Source organism: Nitrospirales bacterium (assembly GCA_031315865.1).
GTDB lineage: Bacteria > Nitrospirota > Nitrospiria > Nitrospirales > UBA8639 > JAGQKC01.
Genome location: JALDRJ010000002.1, coordinates 272,593 through 290,517 on the forward strand (window position 1 = coordinate 272,593; position 17,925 = coordinate 290,517).

At 48.2% G+C, this 17,925-nt stretch carries 16 protein-coding genes; 11 read left to right on the forward strand and 5 right to left on the reverse strand.

Annotated elements, in window-relative coordinates; genetic code table 11:
* Window positions 1-148: 148 nt before the first annotated feature.
* The 3 genes from MRJ96_01255 to MRJ96_01265 all read right to left on the reverse strand — a co-directional run bounded on the left by MRJ96_01255 (window position 149) and on the right by MRJ96_01265 (window position 4,167).
* Complete coding sequence (locus tag MRJ96_01255; GenBank protein ID MDR4500070.1) at window positions 149-1,759, reverse strand: ferredoxin--nitrite reductase; 1,611 nt, start codon at window positions 1,757-1,759, stop codon at window positions 149-151.
* Between the two features lie 37 nt (window positions 1,760-1,796).
* Window positions 1,797-2,642: a formate/nitrite transporter family protein gene (locus MRJ96_01260; GenBank protein ID MDR4500071.1), complete on the reverse strand. Its 846-nt coding sequence runs from the start codon at window positions 2,640-2,642 to the stop codon at window positions 1,797-1,799.
* Between the two features lie 346 nt (window positions 2,643-2,988).
* On the reverse strand, window positions 2,989-4,167 hold the full coding sequence (locus MRJ96_01265) for a sigma 54-interacting transcriptional regulator (GenBank protein ID MDR4500072.1): 1,179 nt from the start codon (window positions 4,165-4,167) through the stop codon (window positions 2,989-2,991).
* Between the two features lie 568 nt (window positions 4,168-4,735).
* Between MRJ96_01265 and MRJ96_01270 the strand changes: the two genes are divergently transcribed.
* On the forward strand, window positions 4,736-6,274 hold the full coding sequence (locus MRJ96_01270) for a hypothetical protein (protein MDR4500073.1): 1,539 nt from the start codon (window positions 4,736-4,738) through the stop codon (window positions 6,272-6,274).
* A gap of 156 nt (window positions 6,275-6,430) precedes the next feature.
* On the opposite strand, the gene MRJ96_01275 is transcribed toward MRJ96_01270, so the two are convergent.
* Together MRJ96_01275 and MRJ96_01280 are read right to left on the reverse strand one after the other, a co-directional pair.
* The gene (locus MRJ96_01275; GenBank protein ID MDR4500074.1) at window positions 6,431-7,180 is read right to left on the reverse strand and encodes a class I SAM-dependent methyltransferase; all 750 of its coding nucleotides are present in this window, start codon (window positions 7,178-7,180) and stop codon (window positions 6,431-6,433) included.
* Between the two features lie 576 nt (window positions 7,181-7,756).
* The gene (locus MRJ96_01280) at window positions 7,757-9,451 is read right to left on the reverse strand and encodes a hypothetical protein (GenBank protein MDR4500075.1); all 1,695 of its coding nucleotides are present in this window, start codon (window positions 9,449-9,451) and stop codon (window positions 7,757-7,759) included.
* Window positions 9,452-9,699: 248 nt separating this feature from the next.
* On the opposite strand from MRJ96_01280, the gene MRJ96_01285 reads away from it, so the two are divergent.
* The 10 genes from MRJ96_01285 to MRJ96_01330 all read left to right on the forward strand — a co-directional run bounded on the left by MRJ96_01285 (window position 9,700) and on the right by MRJ96_01330 (window position 17,921).
* Entirely contained in the window at window positions 9,700-10,161 is a 462-nt protein-coding gene (locus MRJ96_01285) for an Hsp20/alpha crystallin family protein (protein ID MDR4500076.1), read from the forward strand.
* Window positions 10,162-10,218: 57 nt separating this feature from the next.
* Window positions 10,219-10,626 carry an Hsp20/alpha crystallin family protein gene (locus tag MRJ96_01290; protein ID MDR4500077.1) on the forward strand — a complete coding sequence of 136 codons (408 nt, stop codon included), beginning with the start codon at window positions 10,219-10,221 and terminating at the stop codon, window positions 10,624-10,626.
* Between the two features lie 359 nt (window positions 10,627-10,985).
* Window positions 10,986-12,395 carry a Si-specific NAD(P)(+) transhydrogenase gene (sthA, locus tag MRJ96_01295; protein ID MDR4500078.1) on the forward strand — a complete coding sequence of 470 codons (1,410 nt, stop codon included), beginning with the start codon at window positions 10,986-10,988 and terminating at the stop codon, window positions 12,393-12,395.
* A gap of 101 nt (window positions 12,396-12,496) precedes the next feature.
* The gene (locus MRJ96_01300) at window positions 12,497-12,937 is read left to right on the forward strand and encodes a CBS domain-containing protein (protein ID MDR4500079.1); all 441 of its coding nucleotides are present in this window, start codon (window positions 12,497-12,499) and stop codon (window positions 12,935-12,937) included.
* Between the two features lie 538 nt (window positions 12,938-13,475).
* Window positions 13,476-13,910 (forward strand): PDZ domain-containing protein, encoded by a 435-nt coding sequence (locus tag MRJ96_01305; protein MDR4500080.1) that lies wholly within the window; start codon window positions 13,476-13,478, stop codon window positions 13,908-13,910.
* A gap of 44 nt (window positions 13,911-13,954) precedes the next feature.
* Window positions 13,955-15,013, forward strand: a complete 1,059-nt coding sequence (locus tag MRJ96_01310) for a DUF523 and DUF1722 domain-containing protein (GenBank protein MDR4500081.1) — start codon at window positions 13,955-13,957, stop codon at window positions 15,011-15,013.
* Window positions 15,014-15,124: 111 nt separating this feature from the next.
* Complete coding sequence (locus MRJ96_01315) at window positions 15,125-15,634, forward strand: CbiX/SirB N-terminal domain-containing protein (protein ID MDR4500082.1); 510 nt, start codon at window positions 15,125-15,127, stop codon at window positions 15,632-15,634.
* Between the two features lie 32 nt (window positions 15,635-15,666).
* Complete coding sequence (locus MRJ96_01320) at window positions 15,667-16,038, forward strand: VOC family protein (protein MDR4500083.1); 372 nt, start codon at window positions 15,667-15,669, stop codon at window positions 16,036-16,038.
* Window positions 16,039-16,269: 231 nt separating this feature from the next.
* Window positions 16,270-16,935 carry a glutathione peroxidase gene (locus MRJ96_01325; protein ID MDR4500084.1) on the forward strand — a complete coding sequence of 222 codons (666 nt, stop codon included), beginning with the start codon at window positions 16,270-16,272 and terminating at the stop codon, window positions 16,933-16,935.
* 440 nt (window positions 16,936-17,375) lie between these two features.
* Window positions 17,376-17,921, forward strand: a complete 546-nt coding sequence (locus MRJ96_01330) for a heme NO-binding domain-containing protein (GenBank protein MDR4500085.1) — start codon at window positions 17,376-17,378, stop codon at window positions 17,919-17,921.
* Window positions 17,922-17,925: the final 4 nt, after the last annotated feature.

The window sequence follows — 17,925 nt, forward strand, 5'->3', positions numbered from 1 at the left end:
TCTTTGGAAATACGATGGCATTCCATTAGCCATGCGGACTAACATCAGAATACCTCCCAAACGCCCACCTGTCCAATGTCGACCGGACCGGATGCAGGGTATCTGTGGCACAAGACCGTTTTGCACTCCTCGTGAATCATTCAAACCATTAGACAGGCAACCCCGAATATCGGCATTTTTCGGAAGACAACGTATTGGGTCGAGTGATCGACCGACTGGACTCTTGACTCACTTTTCGATTTCGAGCTTTGCTGTGATGCATTTTGTGTCTGGCGTGATACGGCACTATACCGCTCAAGACATCCGGAAGAATATCGCAGGGAACATCTTCCAAGAACTTGGTCGAGGGTTTGGCATCAGGGCCGGAACGTCCTCCGACATACACGTCCACAGCTTCGATAATCTCCCCCTTTATTTTCACTTTTTTGCCAATCAGCCCGACGTCCGCCAGCAGATGATTTCCACAGCTAGCCGGACACCCGGACCAATGCATCGTAATCGGCTTGAGGTCTGTTCCGAATTTGGTTCCGAGTTTGTCTTCGAGTATCTTGGCGGTTTCAACAGCTCGGCTTTTCGTTTCGATAACGGCTAGATTGCAGTAATCGCTTCCCACGCAGCTCACCAGTCCTTTTTGAATCGGCGATGGATTATACACAAATTTTCGTAGAATCGGCTCTTCGGTCAAATCCCCGATGCGTGCATCCTTCACGTTAGGAATCAGGATCGCCTGACTATGCGCAACCCGCAACTCTCCTGTGCCGTACGTTTCCGCGAGTTCGCCCATCTTGTTCATATCATCGGCCATCATACGGCCCACAGGGATTTTTAAGCCGACATAATTCAGCCCGGAAGATTTCTGTCGATAGATCCCCATATGATCATTCACATGTTTCTTTCGCGCATCGAACCCGGCCCGCGCATATGGTCGCCCCAAACGATATTCTACTTCCGTTCGAAATCGTTCTTCTCCCCATTCATCGATAAGAAACGCCAATCGCGCCGTATTGCGTGAATCTCGAAACCCATAATCCCGATAGACACTCAGGATAGCGCAGGTCACCTTGACGACCTCTGATGAAGTCACAAACATGTCCAATGGTGACGCAATACGATATCCTCCAGACCCTAGCTTTCCACCAACCCACACATTAAATCCAGGCTCTTCACCATTTGGATTCCGCGTTGCCGGCACCAAGGCCAGGTCCTGGGATTCCAGATGAAGACAATTCTCGAGACACCCTGTCATCGCCATATTAAATTTTCTGGGAAGATTGGAATAGGCTCGATTGCCCACGATTTCTTCGTTCAAAGCATGAACAAGTGGAATGGTATCGATGAGTTCTGACGGTGCCAGACCCGCCACCGGGCATGCCATGATATTCCTCACGTTGTCCATACCGGTCTGCACGCTACACAGGCCAACCTCATGCATTCGCTTAAACACCTCTGGAACATGCTCAATCGTCAAATGTCGCAATTGAATCTGCTGACGCGTCGTGAGATCGATCACACCGTTTCCGAACGTCCGTGCAATTTCGGCCAATGTTCTCACCTGTGCCGAAGTGGCCCTCCCACCAGGGATTCGGACTCTCATCATAAAAAATCCGGGAGTGGGATTCCTGAGGAATAGGCCATACCACTTCAGCCGTTGAATATTCTCTTCGGCGATCGCCTCCCACCCTTCTCTTGCGAATCGCTCAATATCATCCAAAATATCCAAACCATCTTTTTCTGTCTTGAGTACTTCAATTTTATTCATGTCGATCATTCCTCATTCGTCACGTTGGATGATTTCCTTACCCTCGAATACCGTCAGACTCTACTCCCTGCATGATTGGGGGAGCTAACGACCTCTCACGAGAAGACGCCTCAACTCGAACTGGACTTGTGAGCCAATACGAGGCCCCAACGAATACCGCTCCACCCACAAGATTTCCAGCCCCGACAAACACCTGATTCCAAAGAAATCCGAACATCGAGATATCCTGACCATGAGGGAGCAACAAGGCCATCCCCAGCAGCGATTGATTGGCGATGCTGTGTTCAAAGCCGCTGCCAACGAAAGCAAACAAGCACCAGAAAATCAGCATAATTCTGGCTGCTTCGCTCTTGGTACGTAGAGCCATCCATACCGCTAAACAGACAAGCCAATTGCACAAAACTCCTCGAACGAACAAATCCCATCCCGATAGCGACATTTTCATAGACGCGACAGTCATCAGGAGATCAATTTTCGCGCCATTGCCCAAGACGCCGGATTGAACGACTAGCCAGGCAATGCCTAACGAACCGATCGCATTACCGATATATGACCAGAAAAATATCCATCCGACATTCGTCCAGGAAATAGCTTTCGATAGTCCACCGACTGCACAGATCATATTATTGCCCGTGAACAATTCGGAGCCTGCAAACAGGACGAGCGTCAACGCCACACCAAAAGACGCGCCCATGATGAGCTTCACGCCCGCAGCTCCTTCTGCGGCAAAAGGCGACCCGACGCTGAAGATCAATGTAATCCCAAACCCCAGGTAGACTCCTGCCAGGATCGAAAGCACAACATATCCAAGAGGGGAACGATCTAGATATTCAACCTTCTGTCTGGCGAGTTGCATGATTCTTTCGATATCAGACTTGAACATGGCGCTCTCCTTTTGGACGCTCTAGAAAAGTTAAAAAAAAACGCCATCTACCAGAAGAGGAGAACCAAACCGGTTTCCCTTCAGTAGATGGCGCCTTTGCCATCCCTCCATCCACTTTCAACGTGGAATGTATCCGTATTTAATTTTCAAGGAAAAGTATAGAGCAATTTTCTTGCCACCAAGAACAGAGCTGAAATAAGGGCAAATTCATTAATTTTATCTCGTTCATCTAGGCTTCCGACAAACAAGCAGACAATTTTGTTCGTGCATTCCGACAATATTGTCATAGCGATCTCGGGAGAGTGTGAGGAAAAAAGACGTGAATGTGGAAATACCGATGTGGTGCCTAGGAGGTAATTCGAGAAGCTCGTATTCCATACTTCTTCATCTTGTAGCCCACTTGCCTAGGCGTCAACCCTAAGACTCTTGCAGCTTTGGTCTTCACCCAACCAACGTCGGTTAAGACTTGAACTAACCGGTCACGCTCGAGATTTTGGACATCATGGGGCAATGATTTCTCCGATTGCAGACCTGGTCTCTTGCTATGAACCGTGGTCACTTCTCGAATATGGTCAATATAATCCTTCAAAGCATCAGGGACAGTCGAAAGCGTCACCGTTGCCGAACTGGCTAAGACGACCAATCGCTCGATACAGTTTTGCAATTCTCGTATGTTCCCCGGCCAATGATATCGCGCAAGCACCGACATAATCTCAGGATCAATCTGAATACGTCGACGATTCTCTCGACTGAAACGGGCGAGAAAACACTCCACCAACGATGAAATATCCTCTTTGCGTTCACGTAGTGGTGGCAAGACTAACGGAACGACGTTCAGACGATAATAGAGATCTTCTCGAAAGTCTCCTGTTGTGACCATTGCCTCTAAATCTCGGTGGGTGGCAGCCACGATTCGGACATCAGTACGCAAATTGGTCGTCCCGCCGACTCGTTCGTATTCCCGTTCTTGTATGACCCGAAGCAGTTTCACCTGTGTCTCAAGCGGGATATCTCCGACTTCATCAAGAAAGAGTGTGCCTCCTGAAGCCTGCTCAAGCTTTCCCTTTCTCGTCTGGATTGCCCCGGTAAAGGCCCCGCGTTCATACCCAAACAAGGTTGATTCAATGAGCGACTCCGGTACGGCTGCACAATGAACAGGAATAAAAGGACCCTCATTTCTCGTGCTCGACAGATGAATCCCTTTCGCCACTAATTCTTTTCCAGTCCCGCTTTCCCCGCGAATCAGAACCGTGGCCTCGCTATTGGCCACCCGCTCAATCGCATCATACACAGCCCGCATGGCCGAACTGTTTCCAATAAGTGTGTTCGAGAAAGAACTGAGCCGATGATGCGGCTTTTGCTCATCATCATTTTGAGTATTTTGGACACCACCTTTCTGCACGTCGTTCAGCAATCGTAACGCATCATGTATGCGGCGCTCAGGACTGGCCTCCTTTGTTAAGACAGACACCAGTTTTTTCACCAAGTCGTCAAGATTTGGCTGAACAATCGGCTTAATGCTCATAAACCATTGCCTTTACGGTGGGACTCTTGTTCACGATAGCCCCGATGACGGAAACCTCCGTCCAAGACTTCTGCTATTGACAACTCAAACCTTTTACCATGTCAATCACAAGTGATCACGTGCAAAAAAAAACGCCCACTCCTGTGCTTAGGAGATGGACGTTCATTGTCCTTTCGCCCCTTATGTCTCACGAAGCAACAGCCTTGTTCCCTCGCTATTCATTAGGTATCAGACAACAATGAGCTTGTCAATCCCTGTTCGTTCCCAGCTCATCAAAAACCACGTCAATATCCTTAACTCCATCGCGAAGCGATGAAGGATCACACAGATCACCTACCAGGCTGAGTGAAAATACACATTGAAATATTTAGGAGATATGTTAACTCACCTAAACAGCACACCTTTGATTTTCAAACAATTATTTGCTTGAATACTCTAAGTGATGGCATGCTACTTGCTGCCATATTAAAAGAACACGAACGATTCTTGTCAGCAGAATTATAAACCCGAATAATTGACCATGTTACGAATGACCACCATTAGCCTGTACCTTGTGATGAGTTCCGTAATGGTCACACATGCCCCCCACACCACGGCTACCCTCCTGGCTAGTGAATCGAGTAATGTTGGCTCTGACCAACAACACGGCTCAACAGACAGGGAACGGCACTCCCCCGGTAACTCCACTAAATGTGATTGGACGAGTCCCTGGCCTGCCTATTCGAGCAATCCGTTTTCTATACCTACGAGTTTACCTCCCCTGTCAGGGCGAGGAGGCATCATCGTCAACTTCTTTACGGACGATTGTCTGCTCGATTATGCGATCTCTCAAAAGGATGGCAAATATGGATCGGGCGTTGGCCGTATCGCGGTGTACGACCATGATGGTCATGAGGTATGGATAGAAGAAAATATTGACTTACGAATCAACGGCAATGCTGAACATCATGGCCTGCCAGGTTGGAGCGGTCCCGGCCTCTCGTCCGGCGATGTGGATGGCGATGGCAAGATAGAACTCGTGCATTTAGATACTGACAATCACGTCGTCATCCGCGACGGTCAAACGGGAGCCGTGAAAAAGACCTTTTCTATCGGCTATCCGGCAGGGTCAAATCCTTTGGAACGCATGAAGCAATTCTTGTCGTCTTACGGATTAACGAAAGAACGTCACTGGGGCATGGTGCAGGTTGTCAATCTTCGGGGGCAAGGATTACAGGACGCGATCCTTCAGTCCGACCACCTCCCCTTCAACCAACTCGCCGCCATTCGCTTGGATACTGGTGCCCTCCTCTGGACGTACGAGGGCTACGTCGGTCAAAAGCATGGAGGATTTCGAACGGCCGACATCGACCTTGACGGACGTGATGAAGTCATAGGCGTTACCATTCTGGATGATGACGGGAAAAAGTTAAATACCTGGGAATACCCGGTCACGATCGATACGATAGATGCCCCTCACATTGATGCGGTACATGCCTACGATATAGACCCTAGCATTCCCGGACTTGAAGTCCTTCTGCTCGAAGAACATTGGGGAAAGAGCAAGCCGGCCAATCATACGACGCTCGTCAATGCGGACAAGGTCATCTGGCGAGCAAACCGGGAATACATAGAGCCTCAAAACTCTGCGATTGGTGAATTCGATCTTTCTGCTCCTGGCCTGGAAATCTGGTCGCGAAGCCGTTTTGACAAGGCACAATTGCCCTGGATCTATAACGCTCAAGGAGAGGTTATCGCACAGTACGCACTAAACGATATGAAACCAGAAGATTGGTCAGATAGTGGAATAGAGTTTATTAATGCCATCCACTGGGACGGAAACGGCTTACAGCATATCGCAGCGAAAGAGAGGCATACTGAAGGCAAGGTGGCGATCTTGAATCCAATGACTGGAGAATTCCTCAAAGTATGGGATGAGACAGCTGCTCATCTCTTGGTGGCGGACGTGGCTGGCGATGCCCGTGAAGAAATCATCGTCTTTAACAACAAAACCAAGGAAATACGAATTTATTGGAATGAAAAACCTGGATCGGGAGACACTCAACGCCTATGGTTACACAACCATTACCAGAGAGCGAAAGATAACTATAACTACTATAGTCCATAATGGCGTAACAACATTCGCTTCAAGTAGGCAAAGAAATTATGACTGGCCAAACAGAAAAGCAGAGATTGCATGGGAAGGACAAGTTGTCCCACGAAAGACAACTTGTCTTCAGGCAGGCGGTATTCTTCCTGACAAGGTCATTAATCTCTTAATTCGTCACACCTCATCTCGAATTAGTTTCATAATCACGGGGGACCCCCAGGAATCCGTTAACCCCAACGTTCGAAATCCTTTCTCGAGAACACGAGATAATGTCGGGAACTTAAGAACTCGATGGATGGCCATGGGAAGAAAAAACTCTGGGCAACGATTCTGCAGGGTAAAACCGTGTGATTCAAACGCCTGCATCAATTCTTCTTTTTTGAAACAGTGGTAATGGCGCGTATTGCCTTCTATTTTCTTTTTTATGCTAAATAACCAGGGAGTAAGACAGTTAAAACTGTGCGTGTCTGCATAGTCGACCAAAACAGCATGTTTTGCCACTCGACAAATTTCTTCGACAAACTTCGTCCAATTTTGCATATGTGACAGCAACCGGTAGCTCGTCACCACATCAAACTCTCGATCAGAAAACGGTAATTCCAGCAGATTGCCATGAAGAAAATGACATCGTTGATCATCGACGAACGCCTGAACTCTGGCACAACAACACGCAGCGCTTCCCAGAATCGTCACATGATGTCCTTGATCCAAAAACCCGCGAATCAATTGCCCGTGGCCGCCACCAACATCCAAAATCCTCAGAAAACCCCGACTTTTGAGCAAATCGAGAGTGGTCTCTTCCTGCACACTCAATAACCATTTTCCCACCTCGCCAGAAAAACGCTGAGCATAGGCATCAGTGGATGTTTCGACATCCGGCATCTCTTCGTCTAGGGGTTTTTCCAGGTTGGGAGTTTGAAGCATAGCTTTGTCCTTGCGTACGAAGTGTACGAAAAAAACAATCTCGTTGACGCAATCTCTTTATCGGTATCATGCAAGCTAGCAAAAACCAGACCAATCAGAATCTCCTGATAGTCCTGTAAACAGAGGAAGAATCTGCCCTGTCGAGAATATCGGAATAGTCAAAAATCGAAGAAAAAATCTTCACTGGTCCACACTCATAAATACTCACAGAGCGTAGGATTTAAGTCGTCCGAGGCTCTTTGTACTTTGAGAAAATTGGCCTAAAAACTCCAATAAGTTTATAAAAGGTGAAAAAACTGAACGGCCTCGCAGACCATCTTTTGCCTGGAACGTGTGGGCAGAGTCAGATCATGCCCCTTTCTGTATGCATAAAGAATAGAAGAGAAAAAACGAACTCGATCCTTTTTTATGCGAATACTTCCGAATTGGACAGGACACGGCACATTTTTCCTTAAAGGGTCTCCTAACGATTTTCGTGCGAATATGCACCGGAAAGCATGAGCATTCCCGCTCATATTGGAAATGAGCCTTCTCGCTTGAACCGAGGTTTTTCTGTACTGTGAACTTATGCGAGTGCTACCGACTCGAAAGATGCGTCCAACGGACGATACCGACCGTAAGGAGAGGAAAAACAAATCCGATGATAAACACGGTTATGAGGAGGCTGCCAAGCTCGCTATAATCTGCCGGAATCGTCACTGCACCTGTGACAGAATTTTTCACCTCACGAGTGATGGTAAAAATTTGATTGAGGTACTGAGTTCCTAACTGACTCGCAGACAGAGCCAGATTGGTAAAAGATGCCATGACGGCGAAAAAGGTCGCTTTTAACTGCGGTGGGGCAGACTGCGCGATCCACGCAAGCATCGGAATCATGGCAATCTGCCCTAGCGGAGATTCCAATGCGGTATTGATAATCGCGATAAAACGGGCATCCACCACCCCTCCGGTCAGAGAGGCAGTCCAGTGCTGAATACCATAGTACAGGCCAAGAAATGGAAGACTCAGGATGGTTCCGACAATAGTGAGAAACACGATGACATAGGCAATAGACTTCTCAGCCATAAACCGGCGAAAGATGAACATCCCGAACAGGGTCAAACAATTGGCGATCAATGCCAGCACCGAGAGAAAGTGTTGATCAAATCCCAATACATCGATCTGAAACCAGGTCGCTCCCTCGCCTGGAAGAGGCACGGCCCTGAACACGAAGACAATCAGGGCGGTGCCTACCAACATTCGGCGCGCATCGGGGCTCAAGACTTTCACGAGCCGAGACATCAGGAACAGGATAATCGCTAGGGAGCCTCCAAACACCACTTCCTGCCCATAGGGCATTCCACCTAACCCCATCAGCATGGTGAACACGACAAACACGCCACTACCTCCGAGGATCCACCAATTGGGTTTTGGAGATGGCTGATTCGCAAAAAGCATTTTCGCGATCTCTTGCGGATCGACTCCCTGAGCGAGCCATTGCTGACGCTGACGTCGTTTGAGCACCCAGGCAAACCCAACGCCCACGACTGAAACAACCGGAATGAGTAACGCGATCTGATAGATATCCTGATAAGCCTGAATCTTATCGGCCTCATTCATGTCATTGACGTTGGCGAAGCGAATCAAATTCACCACGGAGACCAAAATCCCTCCGCCAATGATCGCCACTCGGCCGAGTGTCTGCATTGTCGTGTGCATCATGCGAAGCCGTTGATCAGCAAACGGCTGACCAGAATCATCCAGGAGAGGTATCGCTTCGACCGTCATGGCATCAGCCACCACATCCTGGAGCACATACCCGATCGGAGCCAACAACACACTGACGATATACCAATGTTCAAGCGGCATCACGTCCCGCATCATATCCGGGTCTGTAAGAAGTCCTAACATGATCGTCAGACTACACCCAATCAAAGTCGCTCCTAATACGACGAATCCGCCCTTCCACCGCCACAGAAGATCGACCAGATGGCCAAGTGGCATTTTGATCGCCCAGACCAACCCCGCCCAAAACCCCAACATGGCCAAAAATTCCGCTGATAGCCCCAGGTACTCTTTCACGAAAAACGTACTGACAATACCCGTGAGCCCGGAAATCCCAGCGGCTAGATACACCATGAGAGGTGGCAGATAGGAAAGACGGAGTTCTCGCCCCAACTGGAAAATGTTGCGATCGAACCAGGAGCGGAGTGCCCCATCCACGTGTTCCGTTTGGTTGACAGATGAATCGTTTTCCATACGGGGATTTTTTCCCTGTTGAGGTACATTCATGAAAGCCCGTTCATCATATAAGTTTAACAGCTCAATGCGTCAAGAGATCGGGAACATTAATTTTCCTTAATAACAATGAACTCAAGATCAAGACATTATATTGCGTTTTTTTTCAATATCCCCTCTTGACAATCTTGAATGAGAAATTATTTCTGTGAGAAAGACGAAGACGCCGGCACGACCATCACCATCGACACAATCGAGTGAGGACATCGTGAGAACCGATCAACCAAAAAGGAGGGCTGATCATGCTTATTCGTAAATTTGAACGGTGGCCGTTTGAAGATTTCTGGGACGGGGTTTTTGCGCTCAATCGTATTCGACGTGATTTAGATAGTCTGCTTCAAAGCCGGGAAACCGATAATGGCATGCACTCGTCAGCTGGAGTTTTCCCTCTCATGAACGTATCGGAGGACCATGAAAACTACTACGTTCGGTCGGAGATTCCGGGAATGACGCTGGATAAACTGGACGTGTCCGTGACTGGCCGAAGCCTGACCGTTGGAGGGGAGCGGAAAATCCCTTCCGAAGAAAACACCGTGCGTTACCATCGACGAGAGCGCGAAGCGGGAAAGTTTCGTAGGCAATTGAATCTTCCCACTGATGTTGAAGGAGAACGGGTCCAGGCGAAATACCGTCATGGCATCCTCATGGTCGTCCTGCCAAAAGCTGAAAGCGCCAAGCCTAGGAAAATTTCCATCAGTGGCTGACCCATGAACAGAATAATGCAGAGGATTCATTGTCATCATTGCAGGGAGGAACACATCATGGATACAGAAACTCAGGACATTCAGGCCCGTGAGAAACAAGAAGTCAAATCGACGACCGAACAGACGTCCACGGGAAAGGTTTATACACCCAGCGTGGATATTTTTGAAGACGACCAAGCACTCATCATCGTCGCCGACATGCCAGGCGTCCAAACAGATGATGTCAATATTGATCTCAGAGACGATGTCTTGACCTTGACGGGCATACCTTCAGTGTCGGTTTCTGAACAAGAACGGTACCTCATTCAAGAGTTCGAGACAGGCAAGTACTTTCGCCAATTTACGCTATCCGAAGTCATTGACCAGACCAACATTCAGGCAAAGCTGAACAATGGCGTATTACGTGTAACTCTGCCAAAAGTCGGACCGGCCAAACCTCACAAGGTAAAAATTACGGAAGGATAATTACCTCTGCTCACCTCAAGAGGCAGCCGCTCATGGCTGCCTCTTGGACAAGCTCACAAGCTTCCGCTCATTCATCATTCTCGGCTCAGTTTTCTCATTCATGACGTTAGCCAAACACGGTTTTTGCACAGACCCAGAAATCTCGACGCCAGCTGACTGGCAAAAACATTGCTCCACGATATCCCATCAAATCGCACAGTAAAACCTTTCAAGCCTCCTCTCCCTCTTGTACCTGATCAACGTGAAATAGCGATTGCCTGTGGAATAGTATGGTCGTAATAGCTACAATCACCCCGTATTCATACGCTATGAAGATTCATTCGCATTGATCTCAAACATCAAGCCCGGAGCGTCACACGATGAGTCTATCTTCAAAAAACAGCTTTGACTATGACCTCGTTTGTATTGGTAGCGGGCCGGCAGGACAACGGGCAGCGGTCCAGGCAGCCAAACTCGGCAAAAAGGTCGCGATCGTCGAAAAACGGCCGCTTGTTGGAGGAACTTGCCTGGATAAAGGAACGATTCCGAGTAAAACGTTCCGTGAAGCAGTCTTGACGCTCTCTCACCGGGAAGATTCCCACCACCCACACACAACATCCGCCACCATTCGACCGACTGCGAGTAATTTACTATCACGTGTGAATGATATCATCCAATTTGAAGGTGAAGTGGTCGAAAACCAATTATTCCGAAATAATGTGAAGATGCTGAAAGGCGATGCCTTCTTTAGCGATCCACACACACTCCGGATCACCGCAGAAGGAGACTCTGAGTCTGTTACCGCAGAGAATATCCTCATTGCCGTAGGCACCATACCCGCTCCGACACCCAATGTCCCCGTGGACGGGACAACGGTAGTCAATAGCGACGGAGTGCTAAACCTCGAGCAACTGCCGAAAACACTAGCTGTGGTCGGGGCCGGAGTGATCGGAATTGAATATGCCTCGATGTTCGCGGAATTGGGCCTTGAAGTAATCGTCGTGGATGGCCGGGATCGCCCGCTCGAATTCCTCGATGAAGAGATTGTTGACGAACTGATCCATCAGATGCGGAACAAAAATGTCCTGTTTCGATTGAATGAAACCGTGAGTCACCTCGAGATATCTTCTCATCCCCATAGACGGGCTATCTTACAGCTAGAGTCAGGCAAACGCTTGGTTTCAGATACCGTCTTGTATGCGATCGGGCGCAGAGGCGCGACGGATTCCCTCAATTTGAAAGCCGCAGGCCTGGAGACCGACAATCGGGGACGATTGAACGTCAATGAGCAATTCCAAACCGCCGTTCCGCATATCTTCGCCGCAGGCGATGTCATTGGGTACCCCAGTCTGGCCGCGACCTCATCCGAGCAGGGCCGGCTTGCAGCCTGTTACGCATTTAAGGTTCCGACTCATCCTATGGTCGACCATTTTCCGATTGGTATTTACTCTATCCCGGAAATCTCCATGGTCGGCAAAACAGAGAAGGCCCTGACAGAAGCCAAAATACCCTACGAGTCCGGGATTGCTCGATACCGAGAAATCGCCCGCGGTGCGATCATGGGTGATCAGACTGGCTTGTTCAAAATGTTATTTCATCGCGATGATCATCGGTTGCTGGGCGTACATGCGATTGGCACGGGAGCCACTGAATTGATCCACGTAGGGCAGGCTGTCCTGGGTATGGGGGGAGGATTGGACTATTTTATGAAAACGGTCTTTAATTATCCGACCCTGGCCGAATGCTATAAAGTCGCGGCACTCGATGCGTATAATAAGTTACAGGAATGAAGATACCAAAAGAATGGCGCGATTTGCGGCCAAGGACAGCCTAGGCAGTGGATTTTTCGGGACTTCATGTTGGACGACATATCTAATTACCTGGAGGACATATGACTATCGACAGCACAACACAAAAAACGTTAAGGGAGAGCCGGTTCGGACAAATCACCGCTGATAAATTAATGGAAACCGCGGTTCGATCAGAGACGAGTGAAGCCACCGCGGAGTTGATCGCCTCGATGTTAATGGAAGGCTTTGGCTCAGTTCCGATCATCGATCATGATGATCGTCTACTGGGGATCGTCTCCGAGTTTGATCTGCTGAACACCATTGCCAGTGGAAAAACCCTTGCTCAGGTCAAAGCCGGAGAAATCATGACCAGCAATCCCATCTCGGTTACCACCGATACCGACGTCTTCACGGTGATTGAAGTCCTGCAGAACAATCATCTTATCCGGGTGCCAGTCGTCAATTCTTCAGGAAAACTCGTGGGAATTTTAGCACGCCGCGATGTTCTGCGAGGTTATTTACAGGCAAATGCTTCATGGTAGAAAGCACCGTAGATACCCACTGGCTCACGCCGGTGGGTATCTACTCTTTTGAAAGACAATATCTGCTTCACCATTTTGCTTCATTCTTACGGACTGCATCTCCTCATAAGAAACAAGAACTGTAAGCTTCCCCATCAATTGGACAGTTCCAAGATAGAGTTTTTGAGCCTCGACCGTCTACCCTCTTAACCAAGCACCTGCAATAAACTTCAACAAAACCAGTTCTTCATTTCTCACTTCAATAGAATTTAAACAATGCGATACGGTCTGATGAGCCTATGGATGATTCATAAGATACAGACGACAGCGAATCCCAATACGCCCCAGTACACGGGAATCAGTTCACTCTGCTCAATCTCATATCTCCAGCGTACGGTAATTATGGAAAACGAGCATAAAGTTCAACGCCCACGAGCCCCTAATGTGTATAATGACGGTATTAGGACCAGAATTCCTTTGGATAAAATCTCAAGACTGCACTGGAAGAATACTTCAAATGCTCATCCCGAGAATCACACCTTTCCAAGGAGCCCAAGACATGCCTATCAAAATTCTTCTCATCAGCATCACTCTCTGTCTTTTAGGATTACCGCAAGCCTTCGCGGATATGGGGCCGTCTCCTCATCCCTCTGCAGATCCACACGAAGGGTACGGACAAGCGGACCTGCCACAGGGCATTATCGGAGTGGCCCTGCATATCTCGGCCCACAAGGTCGGCGACTCCGCCACACTCTACGTCAGAGCCGTACACCCCGAAGGCCCCGCAGCGAAGGCTGGCATTGCTCACGGAGATGAGATTCTGCTGGTCGATGATGAGCCACTAACAGGGAAGACTTATCAAGAAATTGTTGCGATGATCCGCGGCGACATAGGGCAATCCGTCCAGCTCAAGATCAAAGGAGAACGAGGGGTGCGTGAGGTCTCCATTCTAAGAGTTTCCGAAGATATGTTGACGGGAAAAAAGAAGACGTAACATTTCATGAAGTATGACAATGTGTGGCGCTAAGGGGCGGGGACATGCGGACGAGTGCCTGTCGAACGCCATACCATGGCATAAGCAGACGAAAACGCATGGAACAAGATTACAACATGCCTCGACTAGGAATCAGTCGATGTCTATTGGGCGATGAGGTCCGTTATGATGGGAGGCACAAACGCGATCATTTTCTGACCTCTGTTCTCGGCCACTACGTTCAATGGGTGCCAGTGTGCCCTGAGGTCGAAGCAGGACTCGGAGTTCCCCGGGAAGCCATGCAGTTGGTCGAGCCCGCTGAATCTCCGAGACTCCTGACGATCAACACAAAAAAAGATCTCACAGGTCTCATAAATCGATTTTCAAACAAAAGAATTCGGGAGCTGAAAGATCTACGGCTCGATGGCTACGTCTTCAAGAAAGATTCACCGAGTTGTGGCATTCGACATGTCCAACTCTATGACTCAGAGGATAGGCCAAGACCAAAAGGTGTTGGTTTGTTTGCTCAAGCCTTTCAACAATCATTTCCGTCAATTCCCATCGAAGATGAAGGACGGTTACAGGATGTATCGAATCGCGAAAACTTTATTGCACAGGTCTTCTGTTCCTATCGCTGGAATCAACTTTTCAAGCAAGCCTTCACCCACAAAGCCATCATGACTTTCCATGCACAACATAAATATCTTCTGCTCGCTCATTCACGGACTCATTATGAAGACCTTGGCCGATTGGTGGCCTCAGCTAAAGACTTCACTCCGAGAAGGTTAGCCATGCTCTACAGCTCTACGTTTATGGAGGCCCTGACAGTCAAAACCACCGTTCGAAAGCACGTCAATGTCCTCCAACACCTCATGGGCCATTTGAAAAAATTCTTACAGCCCGTCGAAAAAGAAGAATTCGTCGAAGTGATTTCCGATTATCACCGTGGAGCCGTACCGTTAACGATCCCTCTCACGTTGATCAGTCATTATGTTCGCATCTTTAAAATTTCGTACCTCGCGGACCAAGTGTATCTTCATCCCCATCCGAAAGAACTGATATTGAGAAACCATGTCCAACACGATTCAAAATCTTACCTACAATTGAGTAGAGTTGGTCGCTGATCTGACAGATCTAAGCATTTATATCATTCGAAAAGGGGCAATACTCTATGGTAAGACATATTTTGTCATTATTCTCACATTCTCTACCTACCGCATGAAGGAGTTAGTCACATGAGCGACACAGAACGCGGAGTCATCCTGGTTGGACATGGAGGCATTCCCAAGGATTATCCATCAGATCGTGTCTCGACGTTGAAACGATTAGAAGCCCAACGGCGGGCAGCGGGCCAACCCATGTCTCAAGAAGAACTGGAACTCGACAACCAGATACGGACCTGGCCTCGCACACCTGAAACCGACCCCTATCAAGCCGGCCTCGAAGCCTTGGCCTCACAGATGAAACCGATGCTGAACGGCGCTCACTTCTCTTTGGCCTACAATGAATTTTGCGGACCGACGCTATCGGAAGCAGTCGAACAACTCATTGGGGAAGGCGCGAAACAGATAACGATTGTCTCGACGATGTTTACACCCGGCGGGTCACATTCCGAATTCGAAATTCCTGAAGAACTGCAGGAATTGAGAGCCAAACATCCAGAAGCAACACTGAATTATGCCTGGCCGTTTAACCTCTCTCAGGTAGCTCAGATGTTGACCGACCATATCAGGACATTCTCGTAGCAACTCGCAGTCCATTTTCGCTAAAATTCAATATGGCTACAGATGAAAAGGCACCAAGAAGCCAGGGCCCGCCACGTTCGTCATCCGTTCCATTAGATACGATACACCATATCGCCGTCGTCGTATCAGACATCGAGGAAGGAGTTTCGTGGTATACGAAACACTTTCACTGCATCATTGAATATATTGATGAAACATGGGCCCTTCTACAATTCGCGAATACCAAGCTCGCTTTAGTGCTCCCCCATCAGCACCCCGCTCACTTCGCTATCGTACGTGAAGATGCGGAAAAATTTGGAACGTTGACGACTCATCGCGACGGACTCAAGTCTATTTATATGAAGGACATAGCAGGAAATCCCCTGGAGATTCTTAAGGAGGAAGCCGAGCCAGATGCAGATTAAGACACGTGAATCAGTTAAAAGGGGTTGGTGATTGACCCGATGGTACATATTAAGCCTCCATCCGGCCTGATCGACCAACACGGCGTAAGCCTACTGCTTGCCCACATTCAAAGCTAAATTAATCTACGTAAAAAAACCGGAAACGCTCCATTGGCCTCTCTTCGCAAGAGACGATTATGGTATACTGAGGAACAAGTATTGAATACGTAGATTTACTCTGGAGGCTTGACCATGTCCATCCCAACAAAGCTCCTAACTTCTCTTGCGTTCTTCTTCCTGGTTGCCACACTCGTGACCATAGGCAGTCACCAACATACCGCTACATTATCTCTTGGACATGCGATCGCTCAACCAACGTCTCTCGCAGCGACCATTAATCCTGACCATGCAAATACCCCGGAGTCTGATGGAATCTTCGCCTTCACGATGAATGATATCGATGGGAAGCCAACCCCCTTGGATCAATTCAAGGGACAGGTAATCATGGTCGTCAACACGGCCAGCTTTTGCGGGAACACACCACAATACGGGGGGCTGCAAACGTTATATGAACGATATCGCGATCAAGGCTTTACCATTCTTGCATTTCCTGCCAATGACTTCGGTAAGCAGGAACCCGGATCAAACGATGAAATCGCTGAATTCTGTTACACAAAATATGCGTTAGAATTTCCACTCTTCAGCAAGATCACCGTCCTGGGAGAACATAAACATCCTCTCTATCAGTACCTGACTGAGAAAACATCATTTAAGGGTGAAATTTCCTGGAATTTTCAGAAATTTTTGATCGATAGGCACGGTCAGGTTATCGCCCGATATCGTCCCGGCACGAAACCGCTCACTGAGCAAATTATCAAAGATATTGAACAAGCTCTAAAAACGGAACTAAAAGCCTGACAACGACACAAATTCTGCAGAAACTTCGCGTTATCCGTCGACTGATAACGGGGTGGCACGACACCTTTCCCCAATCTCTTCAACATTCCGGCCAACCGCTGCCAGTGTTCCTTTTTAAGACCTTTTAACCCGGCCCACAGCATAAACACAGGCCTTTCAACCTGCTGCGCCCCACCTTCCTGTCATGTACCTAATTTTTAGTGCAGGTTCATTAATATTTATTCGCCATATACCGAATAAATACTAGAGTGCGCACTATCATACCCACTCTTCATGAATCGCGGATGCATTATTCCTTGTACATTATGGGCCAAACCCCGTTCAAACACGGAAGAATCTGGCAATCATTCAGCAGAGATTTCTGCGATGTCTACCTCTTCGGATTCGCTTCAGACGTGATGCGCTCGACGTCACCACGATCAATTTAGGGGGCCTCGTTTATGAAAGGCATCGTGTTTACAGAATTTTCAGAAATGGTGGAGGAACAGTTTGGCGAGGACATGATGGATACCATTATTGAGCAATCTCAATTACCGTCAGGAGGAATCTACACATCTGTCGGCACCTATGACTACAAAGAAATTTTGCAGCTCGTGACCATGCTCAGTTCTCTCACCAACATTGACCCTCCAAAACTCGTCTTTGCTTTTGGCGAACATTTATACAAATACTTTTCGGCACATTATCCAGCGTTTTTCGAGATGGCCCCAAACGCGTTTGACTTCCTACTGAGTGTTGAAAGCTATATCCACGTTGAAGTTAAAAAACTCTATCCTGATGCTGAATTACCTCATTTCGATTCGCGCAAACTTCATCCCGATCAATTCGAAATGATCTATCGATCCACACGTCCGTTTGCCGACGTCGCCGAAGGGCTGATCACCGCATGCTGTCAACATTACGACGAATCCATCACGATTCAAAGAACTGATATCCATGATGAAAAAGGAACTGGCGTCCGCTTTCTGTTAACCAAACAGTCATGAAGCA